Source organism: Arthrobacter sp. H35-D1, assembly GCF_030063185.1.
In the GTDB taxonomy this organism is placed as follows: domain Bacteria; phylum Actinomycetota; class Actinomycetes; order Actinomycetales; family Micrococcaceae; genus Specibacter.
On sequence record NZ_JASISP010000005.1, the window covers coordinates 14,515 to 29,907 of the forward strand.

13 protein-coding genes and 1 pseudogene are annotated in these 15,393 nt (G+C 64.5%); 6 read left to right on the forward strand and 8 right to left on the reverse strand.

From position 1 onward, the window contains the following. Nucleotides 1–233: 233 nt before the first annotated feature. A complete protein-coding gene (sepH, locus tag QMG25_RS07970; protein ID WP_283459040.1) occupies nt 234–1,604 on the forward strand; it encodes a septation protein SepH in 1,371 nt (456 codons plus the stop codon). Nucleotides 1,605–1,688: 84 nt separating this feature from the next. Further along, a complete protein-coding gene (locus QMG25_RS07975; protein WP_283459042.1) occupies nt 1,689–1,988 on the forward strand; it encodes a hypothetical protein in 300 nt (99 codons plus the stop codon). 46 nt (nt 1,989–2,034) lie between these two features. Here QMG25_RS07975 and QMG25_RS07980 read toward each other — a convergent pair whose 3' ends face one another. The 7 genes from QMG25_RS07980 to QMG25_RS08010 all read right to left on the reverse strand — a co-directional run bounded on the left by QMG25_RS07980 (nt 2,035) and on the right by QMG25_RS08010 (nt 10,141). After that, nucleotides 2,035–2,637, reverse strand: coding sequence for a DNA alkylation repair protein (locus QMG25_RS07980; protein WP_283459044.1), 603 nt, complete (start codon nt 2,635–2,637; stop codon nt 2,035–2,037). Between the two features lie 51 nt (nt 2,638–2,688). Further along, the gene (locus tag QMG25_RS07985) at nt 2,689–3,084 is read right to left on the reverse strand and encodes a VOC family protein (protein WP_283459046.1); all 396 of its coding nucleotides are present in this window, start codon (nt 3,082–3,084) and stop codon (nt 2,689–2,691) included. A gap of 208 nt (nt 3,085–3,292) precedes the next feature. Continuing rightward, nucleotides 3,293–3,823, reverse strand: a complete 531-nt coding sequence (locus QMG25_RS07990; RefSeq protein WP_283459048.1) for an alkyl sulfatase C-terminal domain-containing protein — start codon at nt 3,821–3,823, stop codon at nt 3,293–3,295. Then, nucleotides 3,757–5,304, reverse strand: coding sequence for an alkyl/aryl-sulfatase (locus tag QMG25_RS07995; RefSeq protein WP_283459050.1), 1,548 nt, complete (start codon nt 5,302–5,304; stop codon nt 3,757–3,759). Before QMG25_RS07995 ends, QMG25_RS07990 begins: the two co-directional genes overlap by 67 nt. 83 nt (nt 5,305–5,387) lie before the next feature. After that, nucleotides 5,388–6,650 (reverse strand): alkaline phosphatase family protein, encoded by a 1,263-nt coding sequence (locus QMG25_RS08000; RefSeq protein ID WP_283459052.1) that lies wholly within the window; start codon nt 6,648–6,650, stop codon nt 5,388–5,390. A gap of 40 nt (nt 6,651–6,690) precedes the next feature. Further along, nucleotides 6,691–7,371, reverse strand: a complete 681-nt coding sequence (locus QMG25_RS08005) for a DUF5998 family protein (RefSeq protein WP_283459054.1) — start codon at nt 7,369–7,371, stop codon at nt 6,691–6,693. A gap of 94 nt (nt 7,372–7,465) precedes the next feature. Continuing rightward, nucleotides 7,466–10,141: a bifunctional acetate--CoA ligase family protein/GNAT family N-acetyltransferase gene (locus QMG25_RS08010; protein ID WP_283459056.1), complete on the reverse strand. Its 2,676-nt coding sequence runs from the start codon at nt 10,139–10,141 to the stop codon at nt 7,466–7,468. An 85-nt stretch (nt 10,142–10,226) separates the two neighbouring features. Between QMG25_RS08010 and QMG25_RS08015 the strand changes: the two genes are divergently transcribed. From QMG25_RS08015 to QMG25_RS08030, 4 genes and pseudogenes are all read left to right on the forward strand, one after another. Then, nucleotides 10,227–12,860, forward strand: a complete 2,634-nt coding sequence (locus QMG25_RS08015; RefSeq protein WP_283459058.1) for a DNA gyrase/topoisomerase IV subunit A — start codon at nt 10,227–10,229, stop codon at nt 12,858–12,860. Nucleotides 12,861–13,102: 242 nt separating this feature from the next. Next, nucleotides 13,103–13,345 (forward strand): annotated as a pseudogene (locus tag QMG25_RS20515) (hypothetical protein); the annotation flags it as partial. 95 nt (nt 13,346–13,440) lie between these two features. After that, on the forward strand, nt 13,441–13,839 hold the full coding sequence (locus QMG25_RS08025) for an ankyrin repeat domain-containing protein (RefSeq protein WP_283459062.1): 399 nt from the start codon (nt 13,441–13,443) through the stop codon (nt 13,837–13,839). A gap of 9 nt (nt 13,840–13,848) precedes the next feature. Next, on the forward strand, nt 13,849–14,367 hold the full coding sequence (locus tag QMG25_RS08030) for a DinB family protein (RefSeq protein WP_283459064.1): 519 nt from the start codon (nt 13,849–13,851) through the stop codon (nt 14,365–14,367). A 21-nt stretch (nt 14,368–14,388) separates the two neighbouring features. On the opposite strand, the gene QMG25_RS08035 is transcribed toward QMG25_RS08030, so the two are convergent. Beyond that, nucleotides 14,389–15,387: a GNAT family N-acetyltransferase gene (locus tag QMG25_RS08035; RefSeq protein WP_283459066.1), complete on the reverse strand. Its 999-nt coding sequence runs from the start codon at nt 15,385–15,387 to the stop codon at nt 14,389–14,391. Between the last annotated feature and the right edge of the window lie 6 nt (nt 15,388–15,393).

A 15,393-nucleotide genomic window follows, 5' to 3' on the forward strand; every position in this document is an offset into this window, starting at 1 on the left:
ACCGCAAGGGCGGCAGTAGATAAATACTGCCAACACCATAAAATGTTAAACACCTGGCGGATGCCAGTCCCTGCCCGAGTTCGCAGCAGGCTTAAGTCACTTTTTGTTGTGCCACCCTGCGCGTGGCCCGTTTTTTACAGTGATCTTGCGCCACGCCTGCAACGGTAGTAGGTAATTTGGCCCATAGATGGCAAAGTTTCGGAGTGTAATGAAAGACTTTTTGGGAGGACGGCATGGCTGATCTGCGGCTGGTGGGTGTCCACGACGACGGCGGACACCTGTTGCTCAGTGGTCCCGATGGAGACATCTACCTACTTCCCTTGGATGAGGCGCTGCGCACAGCGGTGGGTAAAACGCCCCACCGCTCCGTCCACATGCTCCAGCAATCCGGGGCCCGCATGACGCCGCGGGAAATCCAGTCGTTGGTCCGGGCCGGAGCCACCGCAGCGGATGTCTCCGAGCAATCGGGGCTGTCCCTCGAGCAGGTGCGCCGTTACGAAGGTCCCGTGCTCGCAGAGCGCGAGTACATCGCCGGCCAGGCACGGGCCGTGGAGGTTGCCGCTCCCACCGCCCACAACGACGGTTACAAGTCTGCCTTTGGTGAGAGCCCTGCATCCTTGGATGAAATGGTGCGGCACCGCATTGCGGCCTTCGGCATCGACCCCAAGTCGCTGCGCTGGGATGCTTGGCGCGACAAGGCCGGCGACTGGACCATCAGCGCAGAATTCGAACCTGGCACCGCGATGGCAGCGACCAGCATTGGCGAGGCGCCCCCGGCCCTGTGGCGTTTCCACGCCGCACGCAAAACCCTGCACAACGCGAACCGCTGGGCGCAGCAACTCAGTGAACTCGAGCCCCTGGACAGCCCTGTCTCGGCACGTCGACTCAGCGCAGTCATCGACAAGCCCTTTGATGTCGAGGCCGACGCCGATCCCTCCGACATTGACACGGAGCCTTCCGGCGAAGGAACAGACAACCTCGATTCACGCCCCACGGAGACGTCACCTGTCGAGGAAGAGGCACACCGCGGCCACGGCCTCCTTGACATGTTGCGATCCCGTCGCGGCGTGCGCCTGGGACTGGACGAAGACGGCGACGACGAACTGGCCGCCATGATCGGCAAGTCGGTTCCCGGTGCCCACCCCCGCGATGAAGAGCTTTATGGCGCCAAAACCGAGGACTTTGATCCGGATATGGCCGCATCTGCAACCGACGGCGCCGGCACCGCCGCTGCACCTGCTGCAAGCAGCAAGGACAGGCTGCGTTCCATCCCGTTCCTGAAACTGGCACCGCGCCTGTCCGAGCACCACCAGCACGGCTCCGACACCCTTGGCAGTGTCGCCGAAGTCAGCAGCGAAACCAGGGAGGTCGTCGTGTCGGGCGAACGCTCCTACGACAGTGAATCCTCGGGCAACGCTTCCACGGAAAAGGCTGCCGCAGAAAACAACGCAAGCCACAGTGGTTCCAATGACAGCACTCGCACGGAGAACGGGCCCAGCGACAGCGAAGTGGCTGCGCGATTGGAACGCAAGGCCTCCACAAAGCCCAAACGCTCCAGCGTGCCCAGCTGGGACGAAATAGTCTTCGGCACCAAGGGCGACTAGCTCCGGAGGGCAACTCTGCCGTGCCGTTCTCCGTGCTTTTCATCTAATGTGGAGGTGCGTTCCCCGCTAAACGTGCGATCGAGCATGGTCATTCTCGCATCCGTTCTCGTGGTCACTGTCCTGGCGTTTGGGTTGGTTGTGCTTGCCATCCATGCCATCCTGCTCTTCATCGCGCTTGTGGCGGCCCAACTGCTCTTCGTCGCAATATCGGGAACGCCGCCCGCGGGAGGGAGCGGCGATTTGGAGGCGTCGGCCGTCGGAGCAGTGCCACTGGTGGCTCGGGCATCCCTGACCAGCTCGACGATCTTTGCGGCAGTCCATGGCGTGCCGATTCTGCTGCCCTGCATGTTTACTCTCGGCTTGGCCCTGACTTTCCTGGGCTAAAAAAGGCGGAACCAAACAAGGAGAGGCCAAACAAGGACGAGCTCCTTCACGGCTGTGCGCCATGCTCACGGGGCAGCAGCACTGGTCTTTTGTGCACGATTGCACGGAGGGCCATGGTTTGTGCTTTCCCCACGAGATGCCGGGGGTCGCCGGCGTTCGCGCCGATCATCGCCAGCGCTTTCTCGAAATGATGGTCGGCAGCGTTCTTGTCATGGAGCGCTGGTGCCCACAACAAAGCAAACCCGGCACGCTTTGTAAACTCGCCCCCGCTGTTGGCCCACGGCTCGAGCATCGACCACGCAGCAGGAGCCGTGCCGAACAGCGTGAAACACACGGGGTCCACCAGGGCCCAGTTATCGAAGTCGGAGCACCAGTCATTCATTTGATCCACGTCAACAAGCTGCGGGTCGTCAATATGCGCGGTGATGGTGCGTGCCTCGTAAAGTTCTGACGTCCACAGCGCCAGGGCAAGGCCGTGGTTCGGGCGCAGCGGTTTGGCCATCGCTTTCATACTGGCCATGGTGATGCCGACCGCTTGATCGGTATGGATCCCGTAACGGGTGCCCAGTTCGGCCCGCACATTGGGATCGCCTTCGCCACGGAGTTGTGTGAGGATGGCGGCCGCGCGTACTTCCAGGTCGTCGCTCATGCGTCGCTTCCCAAGGCCTCGTCTGTCGAGATCCGTCAGGGCATTCCGCTGTCAGTACTTTTCACCGGTGCGCCATGCCATTTCCTGCAACGTCAGGGTGTTGCCGTCCGGGTCGCTGAGCGAAGCGAACTTTACGCCTCCGCCAACATCAACAATTTCACTGACATCAGTCCCGCGCCCCAGGAGGTGGTCTCGGGTCTTTTCAATGTCTGCCACCACCAGATGCAAAGCCTTGACCGTGCCTGGGAACCTGTCGTCATAGGCGGGCATGCCCGTGCCCAAACCGATCGAACACGCAGACCCTGGCGGTGTCAGTTGCACCACTCGAACACCTTCAGCGGGACGCACATCAACATCCTCGACGAACCCGAGCTTTCCGACGTAGAAGGCTTTGGCCCGGTCAACATCGCTGACAGGGATCGGTATCAACTCGAGCTTCATGTTCATCACGGCACTCCTTGGTGTTCGCTGGACGAGAGCAGATGTGGCTCTCGTTCGTGACGCCACATGCGTGCCTAGGTCTCATGGCTGGACGCGTCCAACCATGTTCACAGCATATAGAAGTAGTCGGGGATGCGGGAGGCCACTCGCTCGGTGGGTGTGGCAAACCAGGTGTTGCTCGACGCTCTCGATGGCATGCTCTACACGGGAACGCTCACGCCCGAACAACATATAGGTGCCGAATGGTCCTGCTGGTGGACACCGCCATCCGGGTCAGACGAACTTGATCCGGGGTCCGTTTTGGTTTGCTTGAATCGTCAGGAGAGACGATGTTGAAATCTGGGTCGCCGGCATCGAGCACGCCCATCAGTGTCCGTAGTGCGGAGGCGTCCCCGGTGATGTCAAGACCCGGGGACTCCGTGTCGCCTCCGAGGAGTTGCAGCATCCGCATCTTCGTCAGGCCGATGCTCGCCGCGGCGGTGTCGTCGGCCGGTCGTCCAATATAAACCAAGACACCGTTGCGCAGGGTGAGACGGTAGTTGGCGTCGCCAGCGTTGTCTGTGAACCTCACGTCAAAAGCGAGATCCAAGCTCCACGCTTTCGGGCCGTTGACGGAGATCGCGATCGCGTCAAACTGTTGGGCGGGGGTCAATTGCGCGAGCATCGCAGGTGACGACGTCACCGTGGGAGTACCGAAGGTCCCCTCCCGCAGCTCCGTGGCACCGGAAAGAAAAAGTTTCGCCACGTGCCGTTCTCGGAACCGTAAGCGAGTTGCTCCAGCGTGTCTGCATACAGCTCCCGTGCTCCTGAATGTTTCTCATCGGTGAACACGGCGTGATCCAACAAGGTGGCCGCCCAGCGGAAGTCCGCGTCGTCGTGCGCCACCTGCGCCAACTCGACGATCCGGTCCATTCCGCCGATGGCCTCCACGTATCGGCGGGAGAGCTCCGCAGGCGGGTGCGGCCACAGCCGGGCGGGGTTGCCGTCGAACCATCCCCTGTAGCGTTGGTAGATGGCCTTCACGTTGTGGCTGCCCGAGCCATAGTAGCCGTGGGTGTTCCATGCGGATTCGAGCGCAGGAGGCAGCGTGATCAGCTCGGCGATTTCGGCGCCGGTGCATCCCTGGTTCAGCAGCCGCAACGTCTGGTCGTGCAGATAGCCGTAAAGATCTCGCTGCGTCGACAGGAGTTCAATGACTCGATGTGAGCGCCACGTCGGCCAGTGGTGCGAGGCGAAGGCAACATCGGTGCGGTCGCCGAACGTTTCGATCGCTTCGGTGAGGTAGCCGGACCAGACGTGCGGGTCGCGCACGATGGCTCCGCGCAGGGTCAGCCGATTGTGCAGCGTGTGGGTGGCGTTCTCAGCCATGCACAGTGCCCGGTAGTCGGGAAAGTAGAAGTGCATCTCAATGGGAGCTTCGGTGCCCGGTGCCATCTGGAACTCGATCTCGATACCGTCGATGGTATGTTTTTCGCCGGTGGTCGTGATCTCGAGAGTGGGCACTATCAGTCCGATCTCTCCGGGCGACGTCGTCTGGCCCAGCCCTGCACCGACCGCACCTTGCGGTCCGCGTTCGAGAGCTGCCCCGTACATGTAGCTGGCGCGGCGGCTCATGAGCGTTCCCACGTACACGTTCCCTGCCACCGCGTGTTCGACCAGGCCTTCGGGCGCAATGATCTGGATGGTCCCGGCGTCAACCTCAGCGTGTGTCGCGACACCGAACACGCCACCGAAATGATCGACGTGGCTGTGGGTGTAGATGACAGCCACGACCGGACGATCACCGCGATGGTGCCGGTACAGTCCGAGTGCGGCGGCGGCCGTTTCGGTGCAGATCAGCGGATCGGTCACGATCACGCCGGTATCTCCCTCGATGAACGTGATGTTCGAGAGGTCCATGCCGCGTACCTGATAGATCCCTTCGACGACCTCGTACAAGCCCTGTTTTGCCACCAGGGTGGATTGCCGCCACAGGCTTGGGTTCACCGTGGACGGGGCATCGCCGGACAAAAACGCGTAGCTGTCGTTGTCCCACACCACTCGCCCGCCTGCTGCTCGGACGACGCCGGGCTCGAGCGCGCCAAGAAAACCCCTGTCGGCATCGTCGAAATCTTTTCGGTCATCAAACGGATACTTCTTCGCAACGGAGGCGTTCGCGTCGACGATGTGCTGGCTTGCCGGACCGAACTGTAGGGCCAGCCTATGTGCCGGTTGCGGCCGTTTCATCCCCCGAACCGGGCGATTCCCGTCGATACAACCACGTTGGGCCTGTTGCCCCCTCCTCGCTGTCCCCTCCGTGGGCAGGGCCGCTAGCGGCGTTTGGCGCCCTTTCTTGGGGCTCCTGCCTTCTTCGGTGTCACGGGGATGCGCAACAACGGCACCTCGCGCTCGGCCTTGGTGATGGAACCATGCTGGCCCACCACCTCCATGGCTTGGGCACGCACCCTGCGCAGATCATAAAACGCGATGGACTCCCTGGCCAGGATCAGGACGTCGCCGATGCGGGCACTGACGGTGTGGGCAACCTCGCCAAAATAGCCTGCCGCCACAGCCTGTTCCCGTGTCAGGACCCAGGCTTTCTTGCCGAAACGCTCAAGCCAGGCTGCCATGAGTTCCCCGCGTGCTTCCTCCGTGGTTCCCGGCTCCAGGTACAGGTGCACCATGCGCGGCTCCCCTGCCGTGTGGCGGACTCCTGCCACAAGTTCAGGGAACACCGAGTAGTCGATCCTGGCTGAACGGGGCACATCCACCATGCCGTGGTCGGCCGTCAAAAGGATCAGGGCATCCGCCGGTGCGGTGGCAGCAAGACGCTTCATGCCGGCGTCGAGCTCTTCCAGCTGATGCTCCCACTGCGCGGAATCCGCACCGTGGGCGTGGCCCGCCTTGTCCAGCTCGCTCCAGTACAAGTACACAAGTCCCCGAGGTGACGCGGCCAAAGCAGCAGCCGCCTCTTCCACCCGGGCGTGCGTTGAGGTGGCGCCGCGGAACTCGCTGCCTCGCAGCGCTGCCCGGGTCATGGGCGAATCGGCAAAGCGCGGCAGGCTCACCGTGGTGCAGGGCACCGAGGCGGACAACTTTTCAAAGACGGTGGCACAAGGCTGCCATTGCAACGGATCGACGCCGGCGTCCCAGTTGCCCAGCAAGTTCACGACGCGGTCCTGGCGCGGGTCGAGCACGTCGTAACCCACCATGCCGTGCCGCCCGGGAACGGCACCTGTGCCCAGGGAGGTCAGCGACGTCACCGTCGTGCTGGGAAACGCAGCCTGCAAGGTCCGGGGGTGCCCGCCATCGTTGTCCTGCGCCATGACGCCGCGCAAAAACGGTGCGTGGGCAGAACGCTGCTTCAGCAGGGCCTTGCCCAAGCCGTCGGCAAGCACCACGCAGATCCGCGGGGCTGCCGGCAGGTTCAGCACATTTTCAAAGGAATCATCGCCCAGCACCGCCGCGGCACTGCTAAGTACATCGCCAATGCTGGCCTTGCCGTAGGCGGGCGCTGCGGGCAACGCGGGCTGGCCGGCCGAGAGCGCGACACCCGTGGCCGAGGCACCGCCCACTGCGTCATATTTGCTCACAGTGTCGGTCCTGTCCACAGTGTCAGTCCCGTCCGCGGCGTCAGCGGCGGTAATGGGAGCGGCCCAAGCGCGCACCAAAGGCGGGGAACCTGGTGGTCCCCAGCGCCATGTGGGCGGGGGCACCGGTACCGGTGTTGACGGCGCGCAGGGCACGGGCAAAAGCCTTGGCGTCGGCCACCGCCTGCAGCCCCTCCGCCTCGGCGCTGATGCGCAGCGCAATGTCCTCTTGGGCGATCGAACCCGAGTAACCGTGGTCGGCGTCGCAGGCGGGGTCCCCGCACGACGCCGGGGCCATCTCCACCCGCTGTCCACCGGACCACGCGATGGCAAGGGTGAGCTCGCGCGCCGGGTCCGAGGGCTTGTAGTCCTGCGGCTGGGAGTAGATGTAGCTGAGCACCACCGAGTTGATCTGGGTGACGGGGACGGACTCGGTGGACACCTGGGCCACGATCTGCTCCCCCGAATCATCGAGTTGGTGGTCGTCCACATGGGTGATGACAAGCATGTCAGTGGTCAGCACAAGCACTGTGATGTGTCTGTGCACTTCAGTGCGGTCAAAGTGGGTTTCCAAGTGGATCAGGTGCGCAAGGCTTTCCTGGCCGTCAAGGGCATCGTTGACCACGTCGGCAACCAGCCGAGGGTAAAATCCTGACCGCTGGAGTGCGGTTTCCAAATCGCGGCCCTTGGTATTGGCCGGGGCACCGGCGCCGAAGCTGTTCATTGTCCCATTTTCGCATTTTGGCGGCGACGTTGCGAACTGGGCGCCTCCCCCGGCCAGCCCTGTTGCCCCGCTTTCATGGAATTGCCCCGCTGCCCTAGAAAATCATGGCTCGTCTCGCGCTGTCGGTCCGCTGGGCGGAGTTGCCAATGCGCACATCGACTGCGAGGACGGTGACGGCCGTGGGGCCAACCAAAATCGGCTTGAACTCGATGAAGGCAACGTCGGGGTGTTCGTCCTTGAGCATGGCCACCCGGGCCACCAGGTCCTCCAGCGCCTTGATATTGCCGGATGGCAATCCTTCGTAGCCAAAGAGCTTCACGGCAGCCCGCGGCGAGCGAATGAGCTCGGCCGTGTCGGCCACCGACAGCGGCGGCACCCTGTGCGCCCAGTCGTCCAGCAGGTTCACCGCGTCCCCTGTCAGCCCGAAAGACACCACCGGCCCCAGCGAGGGGTCCTCGATGGCCCGCAAAGTGCACGACTGGCCCACTTCGGCCATGGCCTGCACTTCCAGCTCCTTGTCCCCGTACGGTTTCAGGAACCTGCGCATCCGGACAATGTTGCGCCGCAGCGACTCCGCATTTTCAATGTTGATCCGCACACCGCCCAAATCCATCCTGTGGCGCAGCGAGGGATCAATGGTCTTGATTGCAACGGGCCAGCCCAGCCGCTCGGCCTCGGCCACGGCCTGGTCGTCGCTGGCAAAGGGCGCCGACTCCAGCACGTCAATGCCGTAACGGCCCAAAAGTTCCCCAGCCTGCCCCGCATCCAGCGTGAGAAGTTCAGCCCCCTCCACCTCGGCCAGCCAGCCGTCCAGCAAGGCTTCGGCACCGCGCGTGTCGACACCCTGCGGAACGTCAAAAACGGGTTTTTCAAGCGTCAGCCATTGCGAGTAGCGGGTCACGGCCGCCAGTGCGGCAATGGCAGCGCCCGGGCTGGAGAACGCCGGCAGCGTCCCGGCCATTTGCCGGTTGATGTGAATGTCCTTGTTGATAGTGCCCGTAAAAACGGCGATGACGGGCTTCCCCGACTCCGCCGAGCACTGCTGCAGCGTTGCGGCAATCACGTCCACCGTCAGCCCCACCACCGGAAGCAGCGTCACGATCGCCGAGTCCACACCCTCGCGACCCAGCACCTCAAGCACGGCGCGCTTGAGCAGCGGCAATGCCTTCGACTGGCCCGTGTCCAGGACCAGGTTCGACTCGACGGCTGCCACCTTGAGCCCATGCTGTTCGGTGGCATCGGCCACCACCGTGCCGAGCGCGCCGGAGTTGGCCACAATGGCAAGGCCGGACCCCTTGGGCAGCGGCTGCCCCACCACGATCTGGGCCACGTCGGAGAGTTCCTCGATGGTATTCACCCGCACGACGCCGGACTGGCGCAGCATGGCATCCAGCGCACCGGCCGGGGCCTGGGTGGTGCGGACGCCGTGGCCCGGCGGCAGCCGCAGCCCCATGGAGTCCGACTTGGCAACGATGACGGGCTTGCTTCGGGACAGGCGCCGGGAAATGCGGGAGAACTTGCGCGGGTTGCCAATCGATTCAAGGTACAGCCCGCACGCACTCGTGTTGGGGTCGTCCTCCCAAAACTGCATCATGTCATTGCCTGAGACGTCTGCCCGGTTGCCCGCCGAGAGCACGGTGGACATGCCCACATCGCGCCGGCTCAAGGAGGCAAACAAGGAAACCCCCAACGCCGCGGACTGGCTGAAGATCCCCAGTCCGCCTCTCACCGGCAGGGCAGGCGCCATCGAGGCGTTCAGCAACACGGCAGGGTCGGTGTTGGCCACGCCCAGCGAAGCGGGACCCACCACCCGCATGCCGTTTGCCCTGGCTTGGCGCACCAGTGCACGCTGCCGCGCAAGGCCGCGTTCGCCGTCGTCCGCAAAACCCGCCGTGGCGACGACAAGGCCCTTCACCCCGGCCCTGCCGCACTGCTCCACCACGGCCGGGACCTGGCCGTACGGCACGGCGATGACGGCCAGGTCCACAGGCCCCGGAACCTCGCCAATGCTGGCGTATGGCATCATGCCGGAGACCTCCAGGGCATTCTGGTTGACGGCGTGGACGGCACCGGTGAATTTGCCCTCGACCACGTGCTCAAGGAGCTGCTGGCCCACGCTCCCCCACGCCCGGCTGGCACCGATCACGGCCACGGAGGCCGGTGCCAGGAACCCGGCCAGGCTGAGGGCCTCGGCTCTGTGCTCCCGGGATTCCATGACGGCGCGGGACTTTTCCGTGGGGTCGATGTCAAAACGGAGCGACACCACGCCGTCGTCAAAGTGCCGTTGCACCTCATAACCGGCATCGGAGAAAACCTGCATCATCTTCCGATTCTCCGGCAGGACCTCGGCCGAGAACTTGCTGATCCCGTTCTCCCGCGCCGCCACCGCCAAGTGTTCGAGCAGAATCGAACCGACGCCCCGGCCCTGGTGGGCGTCGGAAACATTGAACGCCACTTCGGCGTCCGAGGGGTCATCGAGCCTGTCATAGCGCCCAATGCCAATAATGCCTTCACCGCGCGTTATGACAAATGCCACACGGTCGTGGTAGTCAAGCTCGGTAAATCGGCGCAGCTCCTTGGCCGTGAGCTTGGATTTGTACGTAAAGAAGCGCAGATAGATGGAATTTTGCGACTGCGCCATGTGAAATGCCTGCACGGCGTCCGCATCGGCTGCCGTCATGGGCCGCAAATGGCCCGTGCTGCCGTCACGGAGAACAACATCGGCTTCCCAATGGGCCGGATATTCGGGCGCGAGCTCTTGCTTCACCATAGAATCACTGTACCGACATGATCTTGCTTTGTGCATGCATGCCAGAGACGCAACACTCCCAGGCAGAAAAGGAACCACCGCAACCATGGCCAAGCGCCAACTTCCCGCAGACGGCACCTTCCCCAAGGATTTCACCGAAAACATTGTTGATGTTGATGTTTCAAGTGAAATGGAAGGCTCCTTCCTGGAGTACGCCTATTCGGTGATTTACTCCCGGGCGCTGCCCGATGCCCGCGACGGGCTCAAGCCTGTGCAGCGGCGCATCTTGTACATGATGACCGACATGGGGCTCCGTCCCGAGAAGGGCCATGTCAAGAGCGCCCGCGTGGTGGGCGAGGTCATGGGCAAGCTGCACCCGCACGGGGACACGGCCATTTACGACACCATGGTGCGCATGGCGCAGGACCATTCCCTGCGCCTGCCGCTCATCGACGGGCACGGCAACTTCGGTTCGCTCGACGACGGCCCCGCAGCCCCCCGCTACACGGAGGCGCGTCTAGCCGCCCCCGCCCTGGAGCTGACGGGGAACCTGGATGAGAACGTGGTGGACTTCATCCCCACCTACGACAACGAGTGGACGCAGCCTTCGGTGCTGCCCGCCGCCTACCCGAACCTCCTGGTCAACGGTGCCAGCGGGATTGCCGTAGGCATGGCCACCAACATGGCCCCCCACAACCTTGGCGAGGTTGTTGCCGCCGCGCAACACCTGATCGCCAATCCCGAAGCCACGCTCGAGGACATCATGGCGTATGTGCCCGGGCCCGACCTGCCCTCGGGCGGGCGCATTGTGGGCCTGCAGGGGATCCGGGACGCCTACGCCACGGGCCGCGGTTCCTTCAAGACCCGGGCCAAGATGGCTGTTGAGCAGATTTCCGCGCGGCGGGTGGGCCTTGTGGTCACCGAGCTGCCGTATTTGGTGGGCCCGGAAAAGGTCAAGGAAAAGGTCAAGGATGCCGTCAACAACAAGAAGTTGGTGGGCATCGCCGACTTCATCGACCTGTCCGACCGCAAGCACGGGCTGCGGCTGGTCCTGGAGATCAAGAACGGCTTCAACCCGGCCGCCGTCATGGAGCAGCTGTACCGCTACACGCCGCTGGAAGAATCCTTTGGCATCAACAACGTCTGCCTCGTCGAAGGCCAGCCGCAAACCCTGGGACTGCTTCCGCTGTTGCAGGTGTTTGTGGCCCACCGCATTGACGTGGTGCGTCGCCGCACCACCTTCCGCCTGGCCAAGAAACTTGACCGCCTGCATCTGGTGGAGGGCCTGCTCATCGCCATCCTGGACATTGACGAGGTCATCCAGATCATCCGTTCCTCGGACCAGGTGGCGGCCGCACGCGAACGCCTGATGGCCATCTACGACCTCTCCGAGGTCCAGGCGGACTACATCCTGGCCTTGCGCCTGCGCCAGCTCACCCGATTCTCCATGGTGGAGCTGGAAGCAGAGCGCGAACAGCTGCGCCGCGAAATCGAAGCCTTGCAAGCCATTTTGGATTCCAAGGAGCTGCTGCACCAGCTGGTCTCGGACGAAATGGGCGAGGTTGCCAGCAAATACGCCACGCCGAGGCGCACGGTGCTGCTTGAATCCGAGGCCATGGCCCCGTCCGTGGCCAAGGCGTTGGCTGCCGGCGCAAACGGCAAGGCCGCCAAGGCAAACCCACTGGCACTTGAGATTGCCGACGATCCCTGCTGGGTGCTGCTGAGCGCCACCGGGCAGATCGCCCGGACAAGCACCGCCGATCCACTCGCGGATTCCGGGGGCCGCAGCAAGCACGACGTTTTCTCTTCCGTGCTGAAATCCACCGCCCGATCGGAAATTGGCGCACTGACCTCGCTGGGGCGCATGCTCCGCTTGCAAGTGGTGGACATGCCCGTGCTGCCGCCCACCAACTCCCTGCCCAACCTGTCCGGCGGCGTGGCAGCCAAGGACTTCATCACGCTGACCAAGGGCGAAACCCTTGTCGGCTTCGTGCCGTTGAACAGCATCTTTGCCGTGGGCACGGCCTCCGGCGTGGTCAAGCGCGTCAGCCCCGACTATCCGCTGAACCGCGACGACTGGGAGTACATCTCCCTCAAGCCCAAGGACTTTGTGGTGGGCGCCGGCGTTGCCGGGGACGACGACGAACTGGTGTTTGTCACCCTCGGCGCCCGGCTGCTTCGCTACAGTGCCGCCACGGTTCGTCCGCAGGGGCGCACTGCAGGAGGCATGGCCGGCATCAAGCTCACCCCCGGAGACGCCGTGTTGTCCTTTGGAATCGTCTCCCCCGCCGATCCTGAAGCAGTGGTGGTCACGGTGGCAGGCGGACAGGAAGCCCTGCCGGGCACGCCGTCGGGCTCCGCCAAGGTGACGGCATTTTCCGACTACCCGGCCAAGGGCCGCGCCACTGCAGGGGTGCGGGTGCACCGTTTCCTCAAGGGCGAAGACCGGCTGCTGGCGTCCTGGGCCGGGCATGGTCCGGCCAAGGCGTCCACCCTGTCAGGGGTGGCACGGGCGCTGCCGGTTGAACACGGCCACCGCGACGGCTCGGGCGTGGCGCTCAGTGCGGCCATCGACTTGATCGGGCCCAGCCTGACCGGACCCGGCCAGGCCTCCAACTCCGATGCAGCTGCCGTCCCGCCGGCAACTGCAAGTCCCCCGAAGACCCCGGCCGCTCCCGCCAGCGACCCCCAGCCCATGCACGACAGCACCCAGGAGGCCTTTGAACTCCCGCTGGACTAGGTCGGGATCAGCCGACCGCAGGGCAGGCGCACTGTCAGCAAACGACCTGCCTGACTTGGATTTCCCGGTGCCACTGAATCGTCCATGAAACCGGGCGCCCGCAGCCGAAACCCAGACGTGCAGTCCGGCCCGCGCCGTGTCATGCTGGCAGCGTCGGCGGGAGGCAGCCTGTGAAGACATGGGGCATTGGCGATCCCTTGGCGCGGGCTGCTGTGCGCGCCGTGCAGCAGGGAGGTGTCGACGTGCTCCACCAGCTTCTGACCGCACAGCCGGGCCCGGCCACCGCAAGGATCGGCAAGCGCAGTCCGGGCGGAATGTCTGGCACCCTGCTGCATGTGGCCACGGACTGGCCCGGCCACTTTCCCCGTGGCGCCGCATCCGTTGCCGTGCTCGCCCAGGGGGGCGCCGATGTCAACGCCAGGTTTCGGGGTCCATGCGGCGAGACGCCATTGCACTGGGCCGCCAGCAGTGGCGACGTCGCGGTCCTCGACGCGCTCTTGGACGCCGGTGCGGGGATCGACGCGCCGGGAGCCGTGATCGCCGGCGGGACGCCCCTCGATGACGCGACCGCCTTCGCACAGTGGAATTCGCACCGTGGAAGACGGCGCGGCGTCTGGTCGCCCGCGGCGCACGTGTCAACCTCTTCACTGCGGCATCGCTCGGGCTCATGGACCAGCTCAGATCAGATCGGCTCAGATCCGCCCAACTCAGCGACGGGTTCTGGGCCGCCTGCCACGGCGGGCAGGTCACCGCAGCACAGTACCTGCTCCGCCACGGTGCCGTGCTTGACTGGCTCCCCGCCCGGGAACCATTGACGCCGCTTGATGCTGCCGCGCGCAGCGGAGCCACCGAGGTTCTCACGTGGCTTCACGGCGAACGTGCCAACACCGCCAGCCGCCTGCGAGATGACTGGGCACGGTCTCGAACCTCCATGCGGCGTGGCGAGGCAACGCGGCGGGGCGTCGGGGCGTCGGCATAGACTGGCCACATGGCTATCATTCCCGATGAGAAAGACTGGACCTGGGTTCTGCAGCGAGTGTGCCCGGAGTGCGGATTCAATGCCTCCGACGCCACACCCGCCACGGCGGCAACCATGATTCCGGCGCTCCTGCCGCGATGGCAGAACGCCCTGCGCGGGGCCAATGTCGAGGAAAGGTCCACTCCCGGCAAGTGGTCGGTGCTCGAGTACAGCGCCCATGTCAGGGACGTTTTCGAAGTGTTCATCGGCAGGCTCGAACTCATGCTCCGGGACGAGAACCCCACCTTCGCCGACTGGGACCAGGACACGGCAGCCCTCGACGGCGGCTACTCCTGCCTTGATCCGGACGAGGTTGCCGGTGAGCTGGTGCAAAACGGCTTGGATGCGGCGGCCGCCTTTGCCGCCGTCGATGAAGACCAGTGGGAACGCCGGGGGCTGCGCAGCAACGGTGCTGAATTCACCGTGGTGACCCTGGCCGGCTACTTCCTGCACGACATTTTCCACCACTTGCACGACATCAACGCCTGAGCGGATCAACGCCTGGTCAAATCAAGCCCTCGGCGGGTCCAGCTTCTTGTCCCAGGCGATGGTGCGCCGCAGCGGCCGGTAGCCCATCCGTTCGTACAGGCCCTGCGCACCGGTGGGGTTCTCCGTGTCCACGTCCAGGCAGGCGTAATCCATCCCGGCCGCCTTGTACCGGGCCATGGCGTCGGCCAGCAAAGTGCGGGCAATCCCGCGGCCGCGCCACCTCCGGCGCACGCCCAACAGCTCGGTGTAGCCTTCCTCCCGGCCCTCCTTGGTGAACCGCTCGGGATCGTACTGGGACAGCTGGTAGCCGGCCAACTCCCCGGTGGCGGCATCGAGCGCCACGGCAGACCACTCCGGCCGAAACTGCTCGTTGCGCAGCAGGAACTCCCACTGCTGGACGCTTCTGGGTTCGGAGCCCCAATGGTCGGCAAAGGCCTCGTTGTGCGCCAACCGCACGTCTTCCGCAAATTCCTGCGCGAACGTCACGATGCGAATGCCCTCGGGCACAGCCACCACCGGGGCGCCAGCCAATGGTCGGCGCATCTCGGCGAAGTACCGAGACACGGAGTAGCCCGCCTGTTCCAGGAGCGACGTGGGAGCCGCATTGCCTTCTTCGGCGTAGCTGCGCGCTTGCGGGGAGAGTTGGCCCTCGGCGGCGAACCTCGCCTGGACCTGTCCTTTCTGCCATGCAAGCATGGCCGCTCCCAGTCCCCGGTGCCGCCATTGCGGGTCGACGCCGCCGAAGATGTAGGCCTTGTCGCTGGAGCGGTTCTTCGACACCCGACCGAAGGCGCGGACAGCGCCGGACCCGTCCACGCCGGCCAGGGTGTTCGCCGCTGCCGGATTGACCGTGTCCGCAAAGCAGACAGCCAATTCCGAGCGTGTCTCGTGCCAGTGCGTGTGCTCGGCCCCTGCGATTCGCACCACCAGTTCCAGCCAACGGTCAAGGTCGGTTGCTTCCAGCGGGCGGAAGGCAAGTCCTTCGGCACCGGGCACGATTCCATTCGTCGTTGGGGGCATTCCCCC

Excerpts from the sequence above, each read along its gene's own strand:
- sepH (WP_283459040.1), top strand. The coding sequence starts at position 234 with ATGGCTGATCTGCGGCTGGTGGGTGTCCACGACGACGGCGGACACCTG.
- QMG25_RS07975 (WP_283459042.1), top strand. The coding sequence starts at position 1,689 with ATGGTCATTCTCGCATCCGTTCTCGTGGTCACTGTCCTGGCGTTTGGG.
- QMG25_RS07980 (WP_283459044.1), bottom strand. The coding sequence starts at position 2,637 with ATGAGCGACGACCTGGAAGTACGCGCGGCCGCCATCCTCACACAACTC.
- QMG25_RS07985 (WP_283459046.1), bottom strand. The coding sequence starts at position 3,084 with ATGAACATGAAGCTCGAGTTGATACCGATCCCTGTCAGCGATGTTGAC.
- QMG25_RS07995 (WP_283459050.1), bottom strand. The coding sequence starts at position 5,304 with ATGAAACGGCCGCAACCGGCACATAGGCTGGCCCTACAGTTCGGTCCG.
- QMG25_RS08005 (WP_283459054.1), bottom strand. The coding sequence starts at position 7,371 with ATGAACAGCTTCGGCGCCGGTGCCCCGGCCAATACCAAGGGCCGCGAT.
- QMG25_RS08010 (WP_283459056.1), bottom strand. The coding sequence starts at position 10,141 with ATGGTGAAGCAAGAGCTCGCGCCCGAATATCCGGCCCATTGGGAAGCC.
- QMG25_RS08015 (WP_283459058.1), top strand. The coding sequence starts at position 10,227 with ATGGCCAAGCGCCAACTTCCCGCAGACGGCACCTTCCCCAAGGATTTC.
- QMG25_RS08030 (WP_283459064.1), top strand. The coding sequence starts at position 13,849 with ATGGCTATCATTCCCGATGAGAAAGACTGGACCTGGGTTCTGCAGCGA.
- QMG25_RS08035 (WP_283459066.1), bottom strand. The coding sequence starts at position 15,387 with ATGCCCCCAACGACGAATGGAATCGTGCCCGGTGCCGAAGGACTTGCC.